At 65.4% G+C, this 18,836-nt stretch carries 14 protein-coding genes, 3 tRNA genes and 1 pseudogene; 8 read left to right on the top strand and 10 right to left on the bottom strand.

The features are described from left to right. Positions 1-87: 87 nt before the first annotated feature. From JANGC3_RS0108600 to JANGC3_RS0108585, 4 genes are all read right to left on the bottom strand, one after another. Positions 88-756: a sensor histidine kinase gene (locus JANGC3_RS0108600; protein WP_017876079.1), complete on the bottom strand. Its 669-nt coding sequence runs from the start codon at positions 754-756 to the stop codon at positions 88-90. Between the two features lie 144 nt (positions 757-900). Continuing rightward, a complete protein-coding gene (locus tag JANGC3_RS28865) occupies positions 901-2,265 on the bottom strand; it encodes a sensor histidine kinase (RefSeq protein WP_017876078.1) in 1,365 nt (454 codons plus the stop codon). Beyond that, a complete protein-coding gene (locus JANGC3_RS0108590; RefSeq protein ID WP_017876077.1) occupies positions 2,255-3,421 on the bottom strand; it encodes an FIST signal transduction protein in 1,167 nt (388 codons plus the stop codon). The genes JANGC3_RS28865 and JANGC3_RS0108590 overlap by 11 nt, the downstream gene beginning before the upstream one ends. 106 nt (positions 3,422-3,527) lie before the next feature. Beyond that, positions 3,528-5,153: a response regulator gene (locus tag JANGC3_RS0108585; RefSeq protein WP_017876076.1), complete on the bottom strand. Its 1,626-nt coding sequence runs from the start codon at positions 5,151-5,153 to the stop codon at positions 3,528-3,530. 360 nt (positions 5,154-5,513) lie between these two features. Here JANGC3_RS0108585 and JANGC3_RS0108580 point away from each other — a divergent pair, with 360 nt between their 5' ends. Next, on the top strand, positions 5,514-5,933 hold the full coding sequence (locus JANGC3_RS0108580) for a hypothetical protein (protein ID WP_017876075.1): 420 nt from the start codon (positions 5,514-5,516) through the stop codon (positions 5,931-5,933). 91 nt (positions 5,934-6,024) lie between these two features. On the opposite strand, the gene JANGC3_RS0108575 is transcribed toward JANGC3_RS0108580, so the two are convergent. The 3 genes from JANGC3_RS0108575 to JANGC3_RS0108565 all read right to left on the bottom strand — a co-directional run bounded on the left by JANGC3_RS0108575 (position 6,025) and on the right by JANGC3_RS0108565 (position 11,410). Further along, entirely contained in the window at positions 6,025-7,005 is a 981-nt protein-coding gene (locus tag JANGC3_RS0108575; RefSeq protein ID WP_017876074.1) for a GGDEF domain-containing response regulator, read from the bottom strand. 348 nt (positions 7,006-7,353) lie between these two features. Continuing rightward, the gene (locus JANGC3_RS28860; protein WP_017876073.1) at positions 7,354-10,350 is read right to left on the bottom strand and encodes an ATP-binding protein; all 2,997 of its coding nucleotides are present in this window, start codon (positions 10,348-10,350) and stop codon (positions 7,354-7,356) included. A gap of 223 nt (positions 10,351-10,573) precedes the next feature. Then, positions 10,574-11,410, bottom strand: coding sequence for a response regulator (locus JANGC3_RS0108565; protein WP_017876072.1), 837 nt, complete (start codon positions 11,408-11,410; stop codon positions 10,574-10,576). Between the two features lie 385 nt (positions 11,411-11,795). Between JANGC3_RS0108565 and JANGC3_RS0108560 the strand changes: the two genes are divergently transcribed. The 4 genes from JANGC3_RS0108560 (at position 11,796) to JANGC3_RS0108545 (ending at position 12,736) form a co-directional block, all read left to right on the top strand. Next, complete coding sequence (locus tag JANGC3_RS0108560) at positions 11,796-12,026, top strand: hypothetical protein (RefSeq protein ID WP_017876071.1); 231 nt, start codon at positions 11,796-11,798, stop codon at positions 12,024-12,026. Positions 12,027-12,288: 262 nt separating this feature from the next. Next, a tRNA-Arg gene (locus JANGC3_RS0108555) sits at positions 12,289-12,365 on the top strand. A gap of 86 nt (positions 12,366-12,451) precedes the next feature. Further along, a tRNA-Arg gene (locus JANGC3_RS0108550) sits at positions 12,452-12,528 on the top strand. 131 nt (positions 12,529-12,659) lie between these two features. Continuing rightward, positions 12,660-12,736, top strand: a tRNA-Arg gene (locus JANGC3_RS0108545). 153 nt (positions 12,737-12,889) lie between these two features. Here the strand turns inward: JANGC3_RS0108545 and JANGC3_RS30725 are convergent. After that, positions 12,890-13,324: pseudogene (locus tag JANGC3_RS30725) on the bottom strand (ATP-binding cassette domain-containing protein); the annotation flags it as partial. A gap of 172 nt (positions 13,325-13,496) precedes the next feature. Here JANGC3_RS30725 and JANGC3_RS0108535 point away from each other — a divergent pair. Together JANGC3_RS0108535 and JANGC3_RS0108530 are read left to right on the top strand one after the other, a co-directional pair. Then, positions 13,497-14,657, top strand: a complete 1,161-nt coding sequence (locus JANGC3_RS0108535) for a hypothetical protein (protein WP_026132733.1) — start codon at positions 13,497-13,499, stop codon at positions 14,655-14,657. A gap of 43 nt (positions 14,658-14,700) precedes the next feature. Further along, positions 14,701-16,179 (top strand): SulP family inorganic anion transporter, encoded by a 1,479-nt coding sequence (locus tag JANGC3_RS0108530; RefSeq protein WP_017876069.1) that lies wholly within the window; start codon positions 14,701-14,703, stop codon positions 16,177-16,179. On the opposite strand, the gene JANGC3_RS0108525 is transcribed toward JANGC3_RS0108530, so the two are convergent. After that, positions 16,168-16,626, bottom strand: coding sequence for an Lrp/AsnC family transcriptional regulator (locus tag JANGC3_RS0108525; protein WP_017876068.1), 459 nt, complete (start codon positions 16,624-16,626; stop codon positions 16,168-16,170). The two genes, JANGC3_RS0108530 and JANGC3_RS0108525, sit on opposite strands and share 12 nt — an antisense overlap. Positions 16,627-16,810: 184 nt before the next feature. On the opposite strand from JANGC3_RS0108525, the gene JANGC3_RS0108520 reads away from it, so the two are divergent. After that, complete coding sequence (locus JANGC3_RS0108520) at positions 16,811-18,199, top strand: amino acid permease (RefSeq protein ID WP_026132732.1); 1,389 nt, start codon at positions 16,811-16,813, stop codon at positions 18,197-18,199. Between the two features lie 61 nt (positions 18,200-18,260). On the opposite strand, the gene cynS is transcribed toward JANGC3_RS0108520, so the two are convergent. Beyond that, a complete protein-coding gene (gene cynS / locus JANGC3_RS0108515) occupies positions 18,261-18,731 on the bottom strand; it encodes a cyanase (RefSeq protein ID WP_017876066.1) in 471 nt (156 codons plus the stop codon). Positions 18,732-18,836 lie beyond the last annotated feature (105 nt).

Genomic DNA, 18,836 nt, shown 5'->3' with positions numbered 1-18,836 from the left:
GGTTAGCCCATCGGGCGTAACCCGACAATATTAGCCTGGAGCGGCGCGTTCCGCTCATCCGACCTACGACACGCCAACCCAGCGCAATTACTGGGCCAATTTCGGCAGCGTGACCGTCAGGACGGTGCCGCTGCCCTGGCTGGCGGCCAGCACCAGCGAGCCGCCCAGGTATTGCACGCGCTCGCGCACCGCGCGCAGGCCGTGTTTGCTCAGTTGCGTCGCCGGGCCGTCCTGCAGGCCGATGCCATTGTCCTTTACCGTCAGCATCAAGGCTTCGTCGTTGTCGTCGACGATGATGTCGACTTCGCTTGCCCGGGCGTGCGCGACGATGTTGCTCAGCGCTTCTTCGAGCGTGCGTAGCATGGCCACGCCGTGGCCGCGCGGACAGGACAATTCCTCTTCCGGCAGGCTGCAGCGCACGGCGATCTGGTGCTGTTCGCCAAACTGCGCCGCCAGTTCGCTCAACGCCACGTTGACGCCCAGGAACTCCAGTTTGTCGTTCCACAACTTCATCTGCATCTGGCGGTTGGTTTCGATGATGTTCAGCAGCAGTTGTTTCATCTGCGCGGCGCGGTCGAGCAGCGGGCGCTCCTGCGGCATTTGTTGCGTCAGCAGCGACAGGTGCATGGTCAGCGCCGTCAGCGACGATCCCAGGCTGTCGTGCAACTGGCGCGACAGGTTGCGCCGTTCGTTGTCCCAACTGGTGTTGACGTGGCCGAGCAATTCGCTCAGGTCGGCCGCACGCAGCGCGTCCACCTGTGACGATTCGGCAAATGCTTGTTGTTTGGGCTGTGCGGACATAGGTGGCCGTGAAAGTGGAAGTGTATTTACCTTCGGATAATACATGAGGTGGGAAAAGTTTGGCGCACCGCGGGCGTGCGCCGCGTCGTGGCGCTCGGCCTAGTCCGGGTCCGCTTCGCGGTCGCCGCCCGGCGCCGGGCCATTGCGCGCCGGCGCCACGCGCGGCAGCGTCAGCGTAAAACAGGTGCCGCGGCCGGGCGCCGTGCTGACGTCGACCTTTCCGCCGAGTAATTGGTGCACCTGGTTGTAGCTGATGTACAGCCCGAGGCCGGAGCCGCCCCGGCCGAATTTGGTGGTGAAGAAGGGTTCGAAGATGTGGCCGACCTTGTCCGGGTCGATGCCGTTGCCGTCGTCGCTGAACGACAACGTGACGCCGTCGACGTCGTCGCCGGCGGCGCGCAGCGTCATGAGCCCCTCGGCGCGCCCTTCGAAGCCGTGCATCAGCGCGTTGTTGATGAAGTTGGTCAACACCTGGCTGATGGCGCGCGGATAGCTTTCCATGTCAATCGACGGCGCTACCTCCAGCGCCAGGCGATAGGGCGAATTGCGCAGCTGCGGCGCCAGCACCGACATGGTGTCCGCCACCAGTTCGCTCAGGTTGAAGCGGCGCCGCTGCTCGCTGACGCCGTCGATGGCGATCTGCTTGAAGTGGCCGATGATGTCGGCGGCGCGCAACAGGTTGCGCTCCAAAATTTCGCCGATATGTTCGGCGTCCAGCAAATACTGGTCCAGCATGCTGCGTCTGAGCTGGCCCCCGGCGTGCCGGGTCTTCAACTGGCGCGCCTCGTGCGCCAGTGAGGTGGCGACCGTCAGGGCGTTGCCGATTGGCGTGTTGAGCTCGTGGGCGATGCCGGCCACCAGCGAGCCCAGCCCGGCCAACTGGGCGGTGCGCACCAGCTCCTTCTGCGTCACTTTCAAGTCGTCGAGCGCGCGCGACAGGTTGCTGTTGGCCTGCGCCAAATCGGTGGTGCGCTCCAGCACGCGCGACTCCAGGTATTGGTTCAGCTTGCTCAACTCGTTTTCGGTGGCGGTCAGGTCGCGCACCTGGGCCAGCAGTCGGGTGGTCAGGTCGTTGTAGTCGCGCCGGGTCACCTGCAGTTGCCGCGCCGCGCGCTCGCTTCTGGACTCGGCGGCGAACAGCTTTTGTCTGGCGTCGTCGGCGCCGGCGATGGCGGCCAGCCAGCCGGGCGCCAGCACGCCGACGAAATCCACGCTGGCCGGTTCGACCGTTATGTGCCACAGGCTGGCCGACAGTTGTTCCAGCTGCGCCGGCGCGCCAACGGTCATGACGACGCCCTGCAAACGCTGGGCGTAATCGGGCAGCAGGGCGCGCACGGCCGCAAGGTCGTCGACCAGCAGCACGACCGGCCTGGACAGCAGGTCGCGCTTGCTCGGCGCCAGGCGCGTGAAGCCGGCCGGCACCAGTTCCAGCGTCGTCAGCAAAGCGACCGTGCTAAGGGCCATCGGCGTTGCCTAGCAAGAGGAGGACATACGTCATATTGTGGAGCAGGTTGCGGGTATATTTTCCTTCGTGAAACAGCGGGCCGATTTCGCCGAACGAGGGGAAGCCGGCGATGGGCAGGCCGGGGAAGCGTTCGGCGACGGCCTGGACCTCGAAAGCGGTGTCGCCGCCGAGCAGCAGTTTGCGCCCGGCGCAGCTGACCACGAGCGCGGCCGACGGCGCGAAGCCGGTGGCGGCCGCGGCGGCGGCGATGGCGTGCACCTCGGCCACCAGTTGCGCCGGGTTGGCCAGGCAAACCTGCACCGTCTCGCCGGGTTCTATGCCGCCGTGCAAGGTGAGGGCGCCGTTTTCGGCGCGCGAGTTTTGGGCGATGCTGCGCAGCTTGCGTTCTCCGCCGCGGCCGCCGTCCAGGATCGTCAGCGTGATGGCGCCCTGGTCCGAGCGCAGGAAGGGCTTGCCGGTTTCGCGTTCGACGAAGCGGGCCGCGTCGACCCCGGCTATGCGGCTGAGCAATTTGCCGGCCGCCTCGTCGATCCTGCCGGGGGCGCCGACCGCCGCGATGGTGTTGCCCACATGGATTTGAAACGCCAGCGGGCCGTCAACGGCCAGCATGACCACCGAGTCCGGCGCCAGCGCGCCGTCGGCAAACAGGCAGCAGTACTCCATCTTGTCGTTGTCGTCGGCGGCCATGCCGCCCACCACCGGCACGGCGACCTCGTCGCGGATCACGGTTTCAATGCGGCTGGCGTCGGTATTGAAGTCGGACAACAGGAAGTAAAAGGCCGGCGCGCGCCCCTCCAGGCGCGCCGCCAGCTTGGCCAGCGCGCGCCGCACCGCACCCTCGGGGTCGGCGCCGACGCGCTCGCCCGTTTCGACGTGCCAGCGCACCTTGCCGCCTGAGTTCAGGGCGACGGCGGCGGCGCCGATGTCGCCGCTGTGGCCCAGTTCGTGGACGCCGTCGCCGCTGGCGCCGATGACGCGCACCGCCGGGTTGTCCAAGCCGTCGCGCAGCCCGTCCATGAATTCGTCCCAGTTGTGGTAGTGGACGGTGACAAACAGGAAGACGATTTCGGGATCGACCTCGGCCAGCGATTGCCCGAGGAACAAGGCGGCGCGGTAGGCGTCGACGATGGTGGTGCTGGCCGATTTCGCACGCATACTGCTTTCCCCTGGTGAGTGGAATAATGGTCGTGCTTTGTGGTAATGATTATCGCAGATTAGCGGCGCTGGATCAGAAAAATCGCCGGGCGCGACGGCCGGCGCGCTATGGCGTGGCGCCGGCGTGGACGCAACCCTGTATGGCGCTGAGCAAGTGGTCGATGTCGACCGGTTTCACCAGATGCAGGTCGAAGCCGGCCTCGAGCACGCGGCGCTTATCCTCGGCCAGGCCGTAGCCGGTCAGCGCGATCAGTTTCATGTCGCGCGTGCGCGGGTCGGCGCGCAGGCGCCGCGCCACTTCGTAGCCGTCGATGCCGGGCAGGCCGATGTCGACCAGCGCCAGCTCGGGCAGGAATTCGGCCGCCGCCTGCAGGCCGAGCAGGCCGTCGGCGGCGTGGCGCACCGGGTAACCGTGGCAGGACAGCATCATCGCCATGACCTCCCGGCCGTCCTCGTTGTCCTCGATGAGCAAAATGCTCGGCAGGTCGAGCGCGTCGTCGCCGGCGACGGCGGCCGCCGCGGCCTGCGCCTGCGGCCGCGCCACGGCCGGCAGGCGGATCGTGAAGGTACTGCCGCGGCCCGGGCCGTCGCTGCGGGCGCCGACGCTGCCGCCGTGCAGTTCGGTTAGGCGGCGCACCAGCGCCAGGCCGATGCCCAACCCGCCCTGGGCGCGGTCGATGGTACTGGTGCCTTGGACGAAGACGTCGAACACGTGCGGCAGCAGCTCGGCCGGTATGCCGACGCCGGAATCGCGTACCGTCAACACCAGTTCGCGGCCCTCGGCGCCCAGCGTCACGGCGACGTTGCCGCCGGGCGCGGTGTATTTCAACGCGTTGTCGACCAGGTTGCTGACGATTTGTTCGATGCGGGTGGCGTCGCCGTCAATCCAGCCCGGCGCCGCCTCCAGCGCCAGCGTATACTGGGCCAGGCGGCCGGTGGCGCGGAAGGTGTCGACGCAGCTCGCCACCAGCGCCGCCAGGTCGAGCGCCTGCCGGCTCAGCAGGATCTTGCCCGACATGGCCCGGCTCAGGTCGAGCAGGTCGTCGACGATGCGCCCCAGGTGCCGGCTCTGGCGCATGATGATGGTGCGAGCGCGGGCCACGCCGTCAACCGAGACGCCGGGCAGGCCGATGAGGGCGGCGGCGCTGCTGATGGCGCTGAGCGGATTGCGCAGCTCGTGTCCCAGCATGGCGAGGAATTCGTCCTTGGCGTGGTTTTGCTGCTCGGCCGCCTGGCGTTCCTCGATTTCGCGGGTCAGGCGCTTGTTGGTGGCGATCAGCTCGGTGCTGCGCTGGCTCAATTTTTGGGCCTGCTGGCGCAGTTGTTCGTTCTTGCTGGCCAGCGCGACGAACACCGAGACCTTGGCGTACAGGATCTGCGGAATCACCGGCGTAAACAGGAAGTCGACGGCGCCTTTCTGGTAGGCTTTTAAACGGTCGATTTCATCGGCCAGAAAGGCCGTCACGAAAATAATCGGGATGTTCGCCGAGCGCGCCCGCTGGTGGATCGCCTCGGCCGTTTCAAATCCGTCCATGCCGGGCATGTTGACGTCGAGCAGGATCACCGCGAAGTCGTGCAGCAGCACCTGGCGCAGGCCCTCCTCGCCCGAACGAGCCGCCATGACTTCGTAATGTTCCTGCTCGGCCCACTGCGCCAGCAAGCTGGTGAGGGCGAACAGGCTGTTGGCGTCGTCGTTGACCACCAGAATTTTGGGCTTGTCGATTTTAAGCACGTGGTCTCTGTACTGCGAATGTGCGGAACGCATCCCGGATTTGTTGCTGGAAGCGGGGCGGCGCGTAAGCCGCGGGCACCCCGACAATTCGCCTGCCTATGCATCCCCGCTTGCGCAAGGAAAATTGCTTTAAAGAAGCCGGCCCATCATATCAATAGCGTTTGCCAATGTCAAAAGCGCTGATGCGTTGGCGTGCGCCTGTATCAATTTCCGGACGCCGGACGGCGCACAAGGGGCCGCGGCGGTGGCGGTATTGTGTTCGATTGCGCACATACGCGCCGCGGCGCGCGTGCCATATTGTGTGTGCGGGCTGCGCGGTGCGGCAGCCGCCCCCATTGGATTGAAGTGAAAGGACGCATTATGAATATCGCCACCATCGTCGACCACCAGTACATCGGTAAGAGTTTCCGCGACATCGCCGGCGCGCCCGTCAGCGCGATCAAAGGCGTCAGCGCCGCCGACGCCAAGATGCTGCACCAGGCGTTTGGCATCAACACCGTGCGCGACCTGGCCAATTTGAACTTCGTGAAGTGGGCCGCCGCGCTGGTGACGCTGGCCGACGAGGAAACCTTGACGGCGGAGGAGAAGGCCAAGGAGGAATTGCTCGACGAGGCCGTTGAAATGACCTTCCCGGCCAGCGACCCGATTTCCGTCGACGCCGGCATCACCCGCATTGAAGTGGCGCCGGACAAGGTGGACGCGCATACCGACCACCAGCGCGCCGGCCAGCAAGAGACGCCGGAAGAGGCGGCGGCGCGCGAGGCCGGCGCCAAGGCCTGACGGGGAGGTATGGGCGGGCCGGGTTAGCGCGCAGCGCGCGCGTAACCCGACAATGTTGGCGCAAAGCCAGCACGTCGCGCTTGGGCCATCCTCAGGCGACCGACGGCACTGCGCTCGGCACGTTCTTCGGGCCCGGTCCGGCGCCCGGCGGGGTGCAGCAAAAGCGGTTCTTGCCGGCCCGTTTGGCTTCGTACAGCGCACTGTCGGCCATGTTGATCAGCGCCTCGACGTTGTCGGCGTCGTCCGGGTAGACGCTGATGCCTATGCTGGTCGACAATTTCAGCGTCAAGTCGTTGATGAAGTAAGGTTCGGAGACGATTTCAACGAGCTTAGAGGCCGGTTCGCTGGCGTCGCCCAGGCCCGACAGCGAACCGAGCACGATAACGAACTCGTCGCCGCCGATGCGCGCCACCGTGTCTTCCTTGCGCGACGAACCGACCAGGCGCTTGGCCACCATTTTCAGGATCTCGTCGCCGTAGGCGTGGCCGTAGGTGTCGTTGATCGCCTTGAAGCCGTCCAGGTCGAGGTACATGACGGCGGCGCGGCCCTGGTTGCGCTCGGCGTGTTGCAGCGAGGTGGAGATGCGGTCTTCCAGCAGGCGCCGGTTCGGCAACCCCGTCAGCGGGTCGTGCAGCGCCAGTTCCTGCTGCTGTTTGCTGTATTGCGCCAGTTCCTTGTAGAGCAGGCGCACCTCGAGCATGTTGTGGATGCGCTTGTGCACTTCCAGCAGGTCGAAGGGTTTGCTGATGAAGTCCCGGGCGCCGGCTTCCAGCGCGGCGATCTTGAAACTGGGCTGCGCCGTCAGGGCCAGCACCGGCAGGTATCCGCCTTGTTCGATTTCCTTCAAGCCCTTCATTACCTGGAAGCCGTTCAGCTCCGGCATTTGCAGGTCGAGCAGGATCAGGTCGTAGCAATGCTCGCGGTGCAACGGGCACACCTGGCCCGGCTTCATGGTGGCGGCGACGTTGGTGTAGCCGGCGTCGCGCAGGATTTCCAGCATCAGGTCGATGTTGTCGGGCGAGTCGTCGACCACCAGAATCTTGGCTTTCAAAATTTCTTCTTGGCTGGGCATAGTGGTCTCGTCAGTGCTGGGAAAACGACGCTGGCTGATAGCGTTTGAAACAATGGTAGCCCCTCGCTGTCATGCAAGGGACACGTCTTGCAGGCCGGATCTCTGCCATTGTCTTGATTGCTCCGGTAATAGTTGGCACACAGTGCCGCCTGCATATAGTGTAACAAAGATCAGCTAAGTTGCTTGTAGGACAGTGCCGCGTCTTCAAGTAGGATGGTCAAGCTGCCATTTTTGCAATCTTAACCTCGATCGCGGCCGGCCACGATGGCGCTTATCAATATTACTTTTCATTATAGGTCGAGTCCGCCGGACCCGTCGCTCAATACGTACACCATTCGTCCGCTGCGTTCAGCGCAGGCCGCGTCCGCACAGTCCGGCCACGGTGTCGAGCAGTTGCGACGGCTCGACCGGCTTGGCCACATGCGCCTGGAAACCGGCGTCGATGGCGCGCTGGCGGTCTTCCGGCCTGGCGAAGGCCGTCAGCGCCACCGCCGGCAGCGCGCCGCCACGTTCCTGGCCGAGCGCGCGCACCAGGCCGAGCAGGTCGAAACCGTCGACGTCGGGCATGCCGATGTCGCTCACCAGCACGTCCGGGCGCTCGTTGAGCAGCAATTGCAGCGCCTGGGCCGCGTCGGCGGCCTTGAATACCATGGCGTTGCAGTCGCTCAGGATGCGCTCGATCAGCTCGCGCGCGTCGGCTTCGTCGTCGACCACCAGCACCTTCAGGCGCGACAGGTCGGGCAGGGGTAGGTCGCGCGGCTCCGGCTCCGGCGCCGGCGCCGCCGCCATGTAGCTGCGCGCGGCGGGGCGCGCCGGCGCCGACGCCGTGGCCAGCGGCAGTTGCACGCTGAAGCTGGCGCCCAGGCCCTCGCCGGGACTGGCGGCGCTGACGCTGCCGCCGTGTTGCTCGACCAGATGCTTGACGATGGCCAGGCCCAGCCCCAGGCCGCCGTGCTTGCGCGTGGTCGAGGCGTCGCCCTGGCGGAAGCGCTCGAACACGTGCGGCAGGAACTCGGGGCGGATGCCGATGCCGCTGTCGCGTATGGTGATGTCGGCGTAGGAATCGCTTTGCCGCACCCGGATGTCCACTTCGCCGTCCTTCGGCGTGAACTTCAGCGCGTTCGACAGCAGGTTCCAGATTACCTGTTGCAGCCGGCTCGGGTCGCCGGCGATGGCGCCGACGCCGGCCCCGACGTAGCTCAGCAGGCGGATGTTCTTGGCCTCGGCGGCCGGGCGCAGCGCCTCGATGGCGGCGTCGATGATGGTCGCCGGCAAGATCGTCTGCATCTCCAGTAGCACCTTGCCGGAGGTGATGCGGCTCATGTCGAGCAAGTCCTCGATCAACTGGGCCTGGGCGCGGGCGTTGCGCTCGATGCTTTGCAGGCCGCGGTGCAGGTCGGCCTGGTCGCGCGTGCCGCGCCGCAACACCTGCGCCCAACCGAGGATCGCCGACAGCGGCGTGCGCAGCTCGTGCGACAGCGTGGCCAGGAATTCGTCCTTCATCTGGTTGCTGCGCTCGGCCTCGGTACGGGCGTAGCGCTCGCTGTCGAGCAGCACCTTGCGCTCCTCGGCGGCGCGCTGGGCCGCCTCGTACAGGCGGGTGTTGTCGATGGCCACCGCGGCCTGGGCGGCGATGCCGCCGACGATGCGCTCGGTGCGGGCGGTGAAGACGGCCGCTTCGGGGTGGCCGAAGAACAGGCCGCCGAGCACCTGGCCGGAGCGCGACACCACCGGCACCGCCAGGTAGCTGCGCACGGCCGGGTGGCCGTCCGGCACCGCCCAGTGCAATTCGTCTTGGCCGTAGCGCGCGTCGCCTTGCAGGTCGTCGGCGCGGATCGCGCCCTCGCCGCGCAGGGTCGGGTCGAACAGCGCGGCGGCGCGCGACGGCGGGAAGCGGCGCAGCGCCTCGGCGCCGGCGCCCGACAGCGTGTACTGCGTCAGCGCGGCGCCGTTGGCGTCGGTGCCGTTGTAAAAGAAGGCGCCGAAGCGCGCGCCGCTGATGCGGGTGGCGGCGTCGGTGACCTGTTGCAGCAGCGTCTTCAGGTCGAGCGTGCTGGCCAGCGCGCTGCCGGTGCTGTTGAGCAGTTCGAGGATGTTGCTTTCGTCGCGCAGCGCCTCCTGCACCCGCTTCACCTGGTCGACGTCGGTGCTGGTGCCGAACCAGCGCAGCAGGCGGCCGGCGCTGTCGCGGATCGGGTTGGCGCGCGTCAGGAACCAGCGGAACTGGCCGTCCGCGCCGCGGATCGGGAACTCCATCTCGAACGGCGTGCCGCTGCGCAGCGACTGCTCCCAGAGATTGAGCATTGGCGGCAGGCTGGCCGGATCGCAGGCCGCCTGCCAGCCGTCGCCGGCGGTCTGCCCGGGGCTGCTGCCGGTGTACTCGTACCAGCGCTCGTTGAACCAGGTGACGGCGCCGTCGAAATGGGCGATCCAGGCCAGTTGCGGGATCGAGTTGGCCAGCGCGCGCAATTGCTCCTCGCTCTGGCGCAGGGCGTCGTCGGCCTGCTTGCTCAATGTAACGTCGCGCACCATGCCGGTCATGCCGAGCAGGGCGTCGTCGTCGCCGAAATTGCCCTGGCCGACAATCGAAATCCAGCGCTGGGCGCCACTGCCGCTCAGGACGCGGCATTCGATGGCGTAGGCGCCGCAGCTGGCCGCCGCGTCCGTGAAGGCGCTCGCGACCGCCTTGCGGTCGGCCCCGGCAATGCGTTCGCGCAGCACCGGCCAGGTCACCGGCGTGTTGGCCGGCAGGTCGAACATCTCGGCGGCGCGCCGGCCCAGCGTGATCAGGTCGCTGGCGGCGTCCCAGCTCCAGTCGCCCAGCTTGCCCGCCGCCAACGCCACCTGCAGTCGGACGGCGCCCTCGCGCAGCGCCAGTTCGTCGGCCTTGCGCTGGGTGATGTCTTGCAGGTAGCTGGTCAGGCCGTCACTGGACGGGTAGGCGCGCACGTCGAGCCAGCGCTTGAGCGGCAGGTAATACAGTTCGAAGCCGACGCTTTCCTGGCATTCCAGGGCGCGCCGGTATTGCGCCTCCACCACCGTGCCGCGCAATTCGGGCAGGGCCTGCCACAGCGTGTTGCCGGTCAGGTGGTCGCGGCCGTTGCCGGACGGGCGCAGCATGTCCTCGGCGCGGGCGTTGATGTACGTGATGCGCCAGCCGCGGTCGAGTACCAGCAAACCGTCGGTGATGCTCTCGAGCAGGTTGCTCATGCGCTCGTTGGCCAGGCGCAGCTCTTCCCGGAGTCCGGCCGCCTCGCCGTCGGGCTGGGGCGCCAGCCGCATGTTGGCGCGCGGCGCCGCGGCCGCGCGCAAACGCAGGTCCTCGTCGTGGTCGTGTTTTGCCATCAGCCGCCCCGCGAAAGGTTGCCGGCCGCGGCGGGCGCGGCGCGGGTCGCCGTCGGCTGGCGCCGGCGGGGGCTGGTGGGCTTTGTGGAAGGGATCATGATTGTCAATCAAAGCCGTCTTTGTTCGTCGCGGCGGCCGCGCAAGGTGCGGAGTCCGCCTACCGGTTCATTGTAGCGCTTTACGGCAAAATTGATTCACACCATTGGCCGCGCCGCGTGCGACCTTAATGGCGGCCGGCCAACTGCTGGCCGATGCGTTCCAGCGCCGTCTTCAGGTGCTCCATGTCATATGGTTTTTGCAGCGCGGTGGCGGCGAACTCGACATGTTTGGTCAGCGTGTCGCCGAAGCCGGAGGCGAAAATGATCTGCAGGCCGGGCCGCTCGCGCAGCGCCTGGCGGGCCAGGTCGACGCCGGAGATGCCGGGCAGGCTGACGTCGGTAAACAAGACGTCGAAGACGTCGGCGGCGAGCAGCCCGGCGGCTTCCTCGCCGGTGCCGACGGCCTGCACCTGGTGGCCGAAGGCCATCAGCATTTCGCACACCAGGAATTGGGCGTCCAGGTTGTCTTCCACCACCAGCACGCGCAGCGGCCGCGCCTGCGCCGCCGCGGCCCGGGCGGGCGCGGTGCCGGGCGCGATCGCGCACAACACGCCGCGCACTTGGCCCAGCTCGTCGCGGATGGGCGTGTAGTACAGGTCCAACAACTGCGCGCTGGCGTTGCCGTCGCGCCACACCTGCAGCGTTTCGCCGCGGTAGCATCCGGCCTTGCCGGCCCAGGCCGACTCCAGCGCGGCGCCGTTCCAGCTCCACTCGACCGGCAGCATGGCCGGCACCTTGCCGCCGGGCGCCGCCATGTGCTTCGAGCCGAGCAGGGCGACGTAGGCGTCGTTATACACCATCACCTGTTCCGGCCCCCACATCAGCACCGACGCCAGCGGCGAGTTCAGCAAAATGTCCACGCACAGGCGCAGGCTGTGCGGCCACTGCGCCGGCTCGCCCAGGACGGTTTTGGACCACGCGAACGAGGCCGGGGCCGCAGCGTCAATACTGTCGAATTGCATACCGTGTCGTTTCGTTCAAGGAAATAATGGTGAATCGTACACTAAACAGTTCTCAGCCGGCCGGCAATGCCGCACAAACAATAAAGGTGACGAAAACCAACACTTTTCGCGCCGGCGGCGGCGCAACAGGCGCGGGCGGTGGCGCGGAGGGCGGGGCGGGTTCAGCGCGCGGGCAAAAAAAAGCCCGCTGATGAGAGCGGGCTAAATCTATTTTCTTGGAGGAGAATAGAGGAGACAAGTGCATGATGCGGCATTGCAGCATGAAAATCCAATTCAACTTGATGATGAGGGTAATCAATGGCGTGAATGACGGTCAGCGCGGTTGCCTTCGGGGGGCGAGTTTGGCATCATGCAGCACCGACTCACCTTGCCGCACGGGGAATAGATGGCCACCATTATCAAACACAGGAAAGTGCGCATCGTTATGCTGGACGAGGGCGAGGCGATTGCCGGGCAGTGCGGCGCCGGCGACATCGCCATCGTCGCCGACGCCGGCGGCTGGTGGACCCACTTCGTTGGCGCCGACGGTGCGCTCGACAGTTACGACGAGCCGTTCCCGTCGCGCGACGCGGCGGTGTGGGCGGCCAAGGCGGCCGCCGAATACGGTCTGGAATGAGGCCGGCGATGTCGGGGGAGAATGTTTTCCATTGGCACTAGACAGGGCGCGGGCTAGTCCCTATAATCCTGCTTCTTTCGGGGGCAAGCTCTCCGGTTTCGAGTGGGGACGCCGTCAAAAGCGTGTTGACGAGGAACGAAAAGCGCGGGCTTTTCGGATTGGGAAGGATGTGGTTTCGCAGGCTGTTTTGGCGAAACCAGGTCGACGGTTTGAAAAAATCGAACTTTTCAAAACGCGCTGCATACGCTATAATCTTGCTTTCGCGGCTGTAGCTCAGTTGGATAGAGTACTTGGCTACGAACCAAGGGGTCGTGGGTTCAATTCCTGCCAGCCGCACCAGAATGTCAGGGTTCAGATCTTCAGATCTGGTTCCGCTGTTCAAAGCAGTAACAGTAGTGAGATGGGTTTGTTGTAACGTGGTTTTTGCGGCTGTAGCTCAGTTGGATAGAGTACTTGGCTACGAACCAAGGGGTCGTGGGTTCAATTCCTGCCAGCCGCACCAGAATTCGTAAGAAAAAGATCCAGAGAGCGATCTCTGGTCTTTTTTTTTGCCGGTCAGAGTAGTAAGTCTCGGTTGCCAAGCCCGCTGTCAAAGGGGAATGAACGGGATGAGTATGTTATAGTGCTGTTTTTGCGGCTGTAGCTCAGTTGGATAGAGTACTTGGCTACGAACCAAGGGGTCGTGGGTTCAATTCCTGCCAGCCGCACCAAAATTCGTCGGGAAAAAGGTTCAGAGAGCGATCTCCGGGCCTTTTTTTTCGTCTGTATCTGCAGTGCGGTGCGCTTAGCTTTTGAGGCGGTACCCGGTGTTGAAGATCCACGCGACGACGCCCAGGCAGAGGAAGAAAAAGCCGAGCGTGATTTAGCACGGCCTTTTCCTCGACGAGCGCCAGCTCGCCCTTGCTGATGACGCCGATGCGGTCGGCCATCTCCTCGGCCTCGTCGATATAGTGGGTGGTCAAGATGAGGGTGACGCCACTGTCGCGCAGGCCGCGCACCAGCGCCCACATGTCGCGCCGCAGCGCCACGTCGACGCCGGCGGTGGCTTCGTCGAGGAATAGGATCGCGGGTTGGTGCGACAGGGCCTTGGCGATCATGACGCGGCGCTTCATGCCGCCCGACAATTCCATGATCTTCGCTGCGCGCTTGTCCCACAGCGGCAACTCGCGCAGCAGCTTCTCGATAAAGGCCGGGTCGGGCGCCAGGCCGAACAGGCCGCGGCTGAACGATACCGTGGCCCAGACCGTCTCGAACGCGTCGGTGGTCAGCTCCTGCGGCACCAGCCCGATCTTCGAGCGGGTGATATCTCATCATCGCATATGCGTGCGAGAGTCCAAAAAGAAAGGGGCGGGGGCGTGTTTCGGCGGACGGACCTGAGCGGTGTTGCTTTGCGTCCAAGATGGGCGCGCAAGGGGCGCGTATCCCCTTATAATCAGCACGGTCGAAGTGGAGCGGCGGAAACAGGAAAGCATGATGCTCAAATATTTGCTAATGGTGCCTCTGCTGTTTTCCGCGCAATGTTTCGCAGCCGAAAAAGTGCTGCTTGCGACCTACTATCCGGAAGGCCCGTGGTACTACCCCGGCGACCGTGGCAAGGGGATCAACGCGGTGCTCGCCAATAAGCTCACCGGGATGTCACACGGCCGCTACCAGTTCGAGTCGCTTCTGGTGCCGCGCAAGCGCCTGGAACTGCTGTTGGAAACAGATCAGTTGCTGATCGCGGTGCCTTGGGTACACCCGCGTTTTTTCAACGATCTCGAGCGCACGCGCTATTTGTGGACCGGGCCGCTGATGGAGGACACCTCGTTGATCGTCTCGCCGATGTCCGCGCCGCTTGAGTATAACGGCCCGGAATCGCTGCGGGGCAAGCGCTTCGCCGCGCCGGCCGGTCATCAATTTCCCGATTTGCAGAGTCTTATTGCCAGCAAAGACATCGTTCGGGTGGAAGTCCCCCATGTCGGCAACGCCCTGCGCATGATGCTGGCGGAGCGGCAACTCGATTTTGCGGTGGTCGACAAGTCGACGCTGACGGCGCTCAAGTCCGACCCGCTGATCGACCAGAGTCGATTGCATTTGGCCAAACGGCCCCGCACCGCCACCTACGAGCGCAGCGTTCTGGTGCCGGCGCGCTCGCCGGCCCTGCATGCGTTCTTGAAACAGGCGGTGGCGGAACTGAGCGTCGACGACGGCTGGATCGACCTGGCCATGCTCTCGCCGGTGATCAAGCTGTGCTATGCCGCGCAAGCCGCCCGCGACGCGCCGGCGGACGTGCGGCGCTGGCTTGCGACGCTTGCCGAGATGGGCGCGCAAACCGGCGCCGGGTTCGACGCGGTGGCGCTGCCGTGGCCGAGCTGCCTGGCGGCACTACAGTCGGGCAAGATGGCCGGCGCCATTGGCGTGGCCTATAGCAAGGAGCTGGCGCCATATCTGGTGTATCCGGAAGTCGACGGGGCGGCCGATGTCGAGCGGCGCCTGGATAGCCCGGTCAAGCCGCCTTTTCTCGTCTTCGGGAGAAAATTTTACGCTCAGAATGCCAAAGAGGTGAGGGCGATCTGGCATGCCATACCCAAGGTAAATCGTTCGCGCGTGCCCACCGATAAAGTTACCATCGGCGTCGATGCTGTAAAATAGCGGCCCCTTCCGGCCTTGCGCCATCCAACTGCGATCATCATCCATGAATTTGAATTTCCGGGAACAGTGGTTCTCGAACGCCCGACAAAACTTTCTGGCCGGCCTGACCACGTCCTTCGCCCTGGTGCCCGAATGCATCGCTTTTGCCTTGGTCGCGCAGGTGAACCCTTTGATGGGCCTGTACGGCGCCGTCTTCATTTGCACCATCACCGCGCTGTTCGGCGGCCGTCCCGCGATGATCTCCGGCGCGGCCGGCTCGATGGCGGTGGTGATCGTGGCGTTGGTGGCCCGGCACGGCGTGGAATATTTGTTGGCCACGGTGGTGTTGGGTGGTTTGCTGATGGTCTTGTTCGGCGCGCTGCGTCTTGGCAAGCTGATCCGCATGGTGCCGCACCCGGTCATGCTGGGCTTTGTCAACGGCCTGGCGATCATCATCGCGATGGCGCAGTTCGAGCATTTCAAGCAAGGCGGGCGATGGCTGGAGGGCGCGCCGCTGCTGCTGATGTGCGCGCTGGTGGCGCTGACGATGGCCATCGTCTACCTGTTGCCGCGCCTGACCAGGGCGGCGCCGCCGGCGTTGGTGGCCATTCTCGGGGTCGGCCTGCTGTGCCATTTCCTCGACGTGCCGACCCGCACCTTGGGCGACATGGCGCACATCGCCGGCGGCCTGCCGACGCTGCACTGGCCGGCGCCGCCGCTGGAGCGGGAGACGCTGCGCATCGTGTTGCCGTATGCGCTGCTGATGTCGCTGGTCGGCGTGCTGGAAACGCTGCTGACCTTCAACCTGACCGACGACATCACCGCAACGCGCGGCCAGCCGAACCGCGAATGCGTCGCGCTGGGCGCGGCCAACGTGGTGTCGGGCCTGTTCGGCGGCATGGGCGGCTGCGCGATGATCGGCCAGACCATGATCAACCTCAGCTCGGGCGGGCGCACGCGCCTGTCCGGCGCCACCAGCGGCGTGATGATCTTGCTGTTCATCCTGTTCCTGTCGCCGCTGATCGAACGCATTCCGCTGGCGGCCCTGGTCGGCGTGATGTTCGTGGTGGCCCAGCAGACCTTCGCCTGGGGTTCGCTGCGGGTGTTGGGCAAGGTGCCGCGCCACGACGCGCTGGTCATCGTCGCCGTCACCGTGATTACCGTGTTGACCGACCTGGCCACGGCGGTGTTGTGCGGCATCGTCATCGCCGCCCTCAATTTCGCCTGGCAGCACGCGCGCGAGATCCGCGCCGACATCGCCGAGAACCAGGCCGGCGAAAAAATCTACACGCCGCACGGCACCCTGTTTTTCGCGTCGACCACGCACTTCCAGGAGCTGTTCCGACCGCAGACCGATCCGGGTTGCGTGGTGCTCGATTGCCGCTACCTGCACCTGGCCGACCACTCCGCCATCGCGGCGCTGGAAAGCCTGTGCGAGCGCTACGGCAAGGCGGGCAAGCGGGTGCGCGTGACGCACCTGTCGCAGCGCAACCAGTCCCTGCTGGAGCGCGCCGGCGTCGGCGCCGCCTTGTTACAGGGGTAGGTTGGTCGAGCGCTTGATTTCCTTGAGCGAAAAGCCGGTGTACATCTCCTTGACGTTGGCGAGGTTGCGGATGCGTTGCATCGACAACTCGTGGAACGCTTCCATGTCCTTGACGACCACCTGCAACAGATAGTCGTATTTGCCCGAAACGTTGTGGCAGGCGACGACGCTGGGCAGCGCCAGCACGCCCGCCTCGAAGCCGCGCATGGCCTTCTCCGAATGGTCGTCGAGCGTGATGTTGATAAAGGCGAACAAGCCCAGTCCCAGCGCGCGCTGGTCCAGCGCCGCGTGGTAGCCGAGGATGACGTGCTCCTCCAGGCGCTTCAGGCGCTTCCAGCAGGCCGGCGGCGACAAGGCGACGCGGGCGGCGATCTCGGCGTTGGAGAGGCGGCCATCCTTTTGCAGGATTTGCAGGATGGCGCGGTCGACGGCGTCCAGGTCGGTCATGCGTAAACTCCAGTTGGTATCATTTATTCAATTTAAGTTAATTATATTCGAAGGTATCGGTGAAACAGCGCAATAAAGTGAATCATATTTCCCGTGGAAAGAACGAAAATTGCAGTCAGTTGGCGCGGCGGCGACACTGCCTGGTGCAGGGGTCCCCTCAAGCCAACAATGATAGGAGACAGAAGTGAGTATTTTCAGAACCAAAGACCTCGATGCGATGGTGGCGGCCAGCCGCCGGCCGGGCGGTTTGCAGCGCGTGCTGGGGCCGTTCGACCTGATTTTGATGGGCATCGGCGCCATCGTCGGCACCGGCATTTTCGTGCTGACCGGTACCGGCGCGCTGACGGCCGGGCCGGCGCTGCCGCTCTCGTTCATCATCGCGGCGATGGCTTGCGGTTTCGCCGCGCTGTGCTACGCCGAGTTCGCCTCGTCGGTGCCGGTGGCCGGTTCCATCTACACCTATTGCTACGCCACGCTGGGCGAGCTGGTCGCCTGGATGATAGGCTGGGACCTGATGCTTGAGTACGGCCTGGCCTCGTCCGCCGTCGCGGTGGGCTGGTCGGGTTACTTCCAGTCGCTCATTTCCGGCTTCGGCCTGGGCCTGCCGACGGTGCTGACGGCCGCGCCGGGCGCCTTGCCCGGGGTCGCCACCTGGTTCAACCTGCCGGCGCTGCTGATCATGCTGGGGCTCACCGGCATGCTATCGCTGGGCATGCGCGAGTCGGCCCGCCTCAACAACATCATGGTGGTGATCAAGGTCGCCGTGGTGCTGCTGTTCATCGCCGTCGGCGCGCGCCATGTGCAGCCGGCCAACTGGCAACCCTTCATGCCCTACGGCCACGACGGCGTATTCGGCGCGGCGGCGTTGGTGTTCTTCGCCTTCATCGGCTTCGACGCCGTCACGTCGGCGGCGGAGGAGGTCAAGCGGCCGGAGCGCAATCTGCCCATCGGCATCCTCGGTTCGCTGGCGGTGTGCACCGTGCTATATGTGGTGGTGTCGGCGATCATGACCGGCATCGTGCCGTACCAGAAGTTTCTCGGCGTCGACCATCCGGTCTCGCTGGCGCTGCAATACGCCGGCGAGAACTGGGTGGCCGGCTTTGTCGACCTGGGCGCGATCCTCGGCATGACCACCGTGATCCTGGTGATGCTGTACGGCCAGACGCGCATCATCTTCGCCATGTCGCGCGACGGCTTGCTGCCGCAGCGGCTGTCGACGCTGCATCCGAAGCACGGCACGCCGTATTTCGCCACCTGGGTGGTCGGCATCCTGTTCGGCCTGGTGGCGGCGGTGGTGCCGCTGAACGTGCTCACCGAGTTGATCAACATCGGCACGCTGGCGGCCTTCACCCTGGTGTCGATTGCCGTGCTGATCCTGCGCCGCACCCGTCCCGACCTGCCGCGGGCGTTCCGTTGCCCGGGCGTGCCGGCGGTGCCGCTGCTGGCGGTGGGTTTCTGCGTCACACTGATGAGCTACCTGCAGGCCACCACCTGGCTGGCGTTCGGCGTCTGGCTGGCTATCGGCCTGGTGCTGTACTTCGGCTACGCGCGCTCGCGTTCAAAGCTGAACTAAGCGCGTCCCGGCGCCGGGCCTTCACGGCGCCGGCGCCCCCCTCGGCATCCCGCTTGCCGTTTTAAAACGGTTTGTACGGCAGGAACTTACCGTCAAGCACGATGACCGCGCGGTAACTGCCGTCCGCGTCCTGGACTTTCTTCAGCTCTATCTTGAAGTCGATGGCGCTGATGATGCCGTCGCCGAATTGCTCGTGCACCAGCGCCTTCAGCGTGCTGCCGTAGACCTGCATCATTTCATGGAAACGATAAATAGTGGGGTCGCTCGGCACGCCGCCGGGGATGCTGCCGCGCATCGGCACCGCCTGCAACAGCGCCGCCGCCTCCGGCGCCAGTCCCAGCCGCTCGGCGACGCTGCGCGCGGCAACGGCCGGCAAGGGGTGCTGGCCGAGCAGGGCGGCCGTCACGAACACGGTGCTCAGCCCGGTGTCGCGGGCCAGTTCCTCCCACGACAAATTCCTTTGTGCCTTCGCGTCGACGATTGCCGCGCTCAGGGCCTGGCGCGGCAGTGGGGAGAACTGTGATTGCAGCATGGTGTGCCTTTCGATGGGTGGGATGGCGGCCGGACGGCGCGGTTTTTACATGACGATTAAACAATGGCAAGTGTGGCTGAGGACGCCGGTGCGGCGCCGACTATC

Source organism: Janthinobacterium sp. CG3, from assembly GCF_000344615.1.
Lineage (GTDB): Bacteria > Pseudomonadota > Gammaproteobacteria > Burkholderiales > Burkholderiaceae_D > Janthinobacterium.
This window is presented reverse-complemented; position numbering and strand designations above follow the sequence as displayed.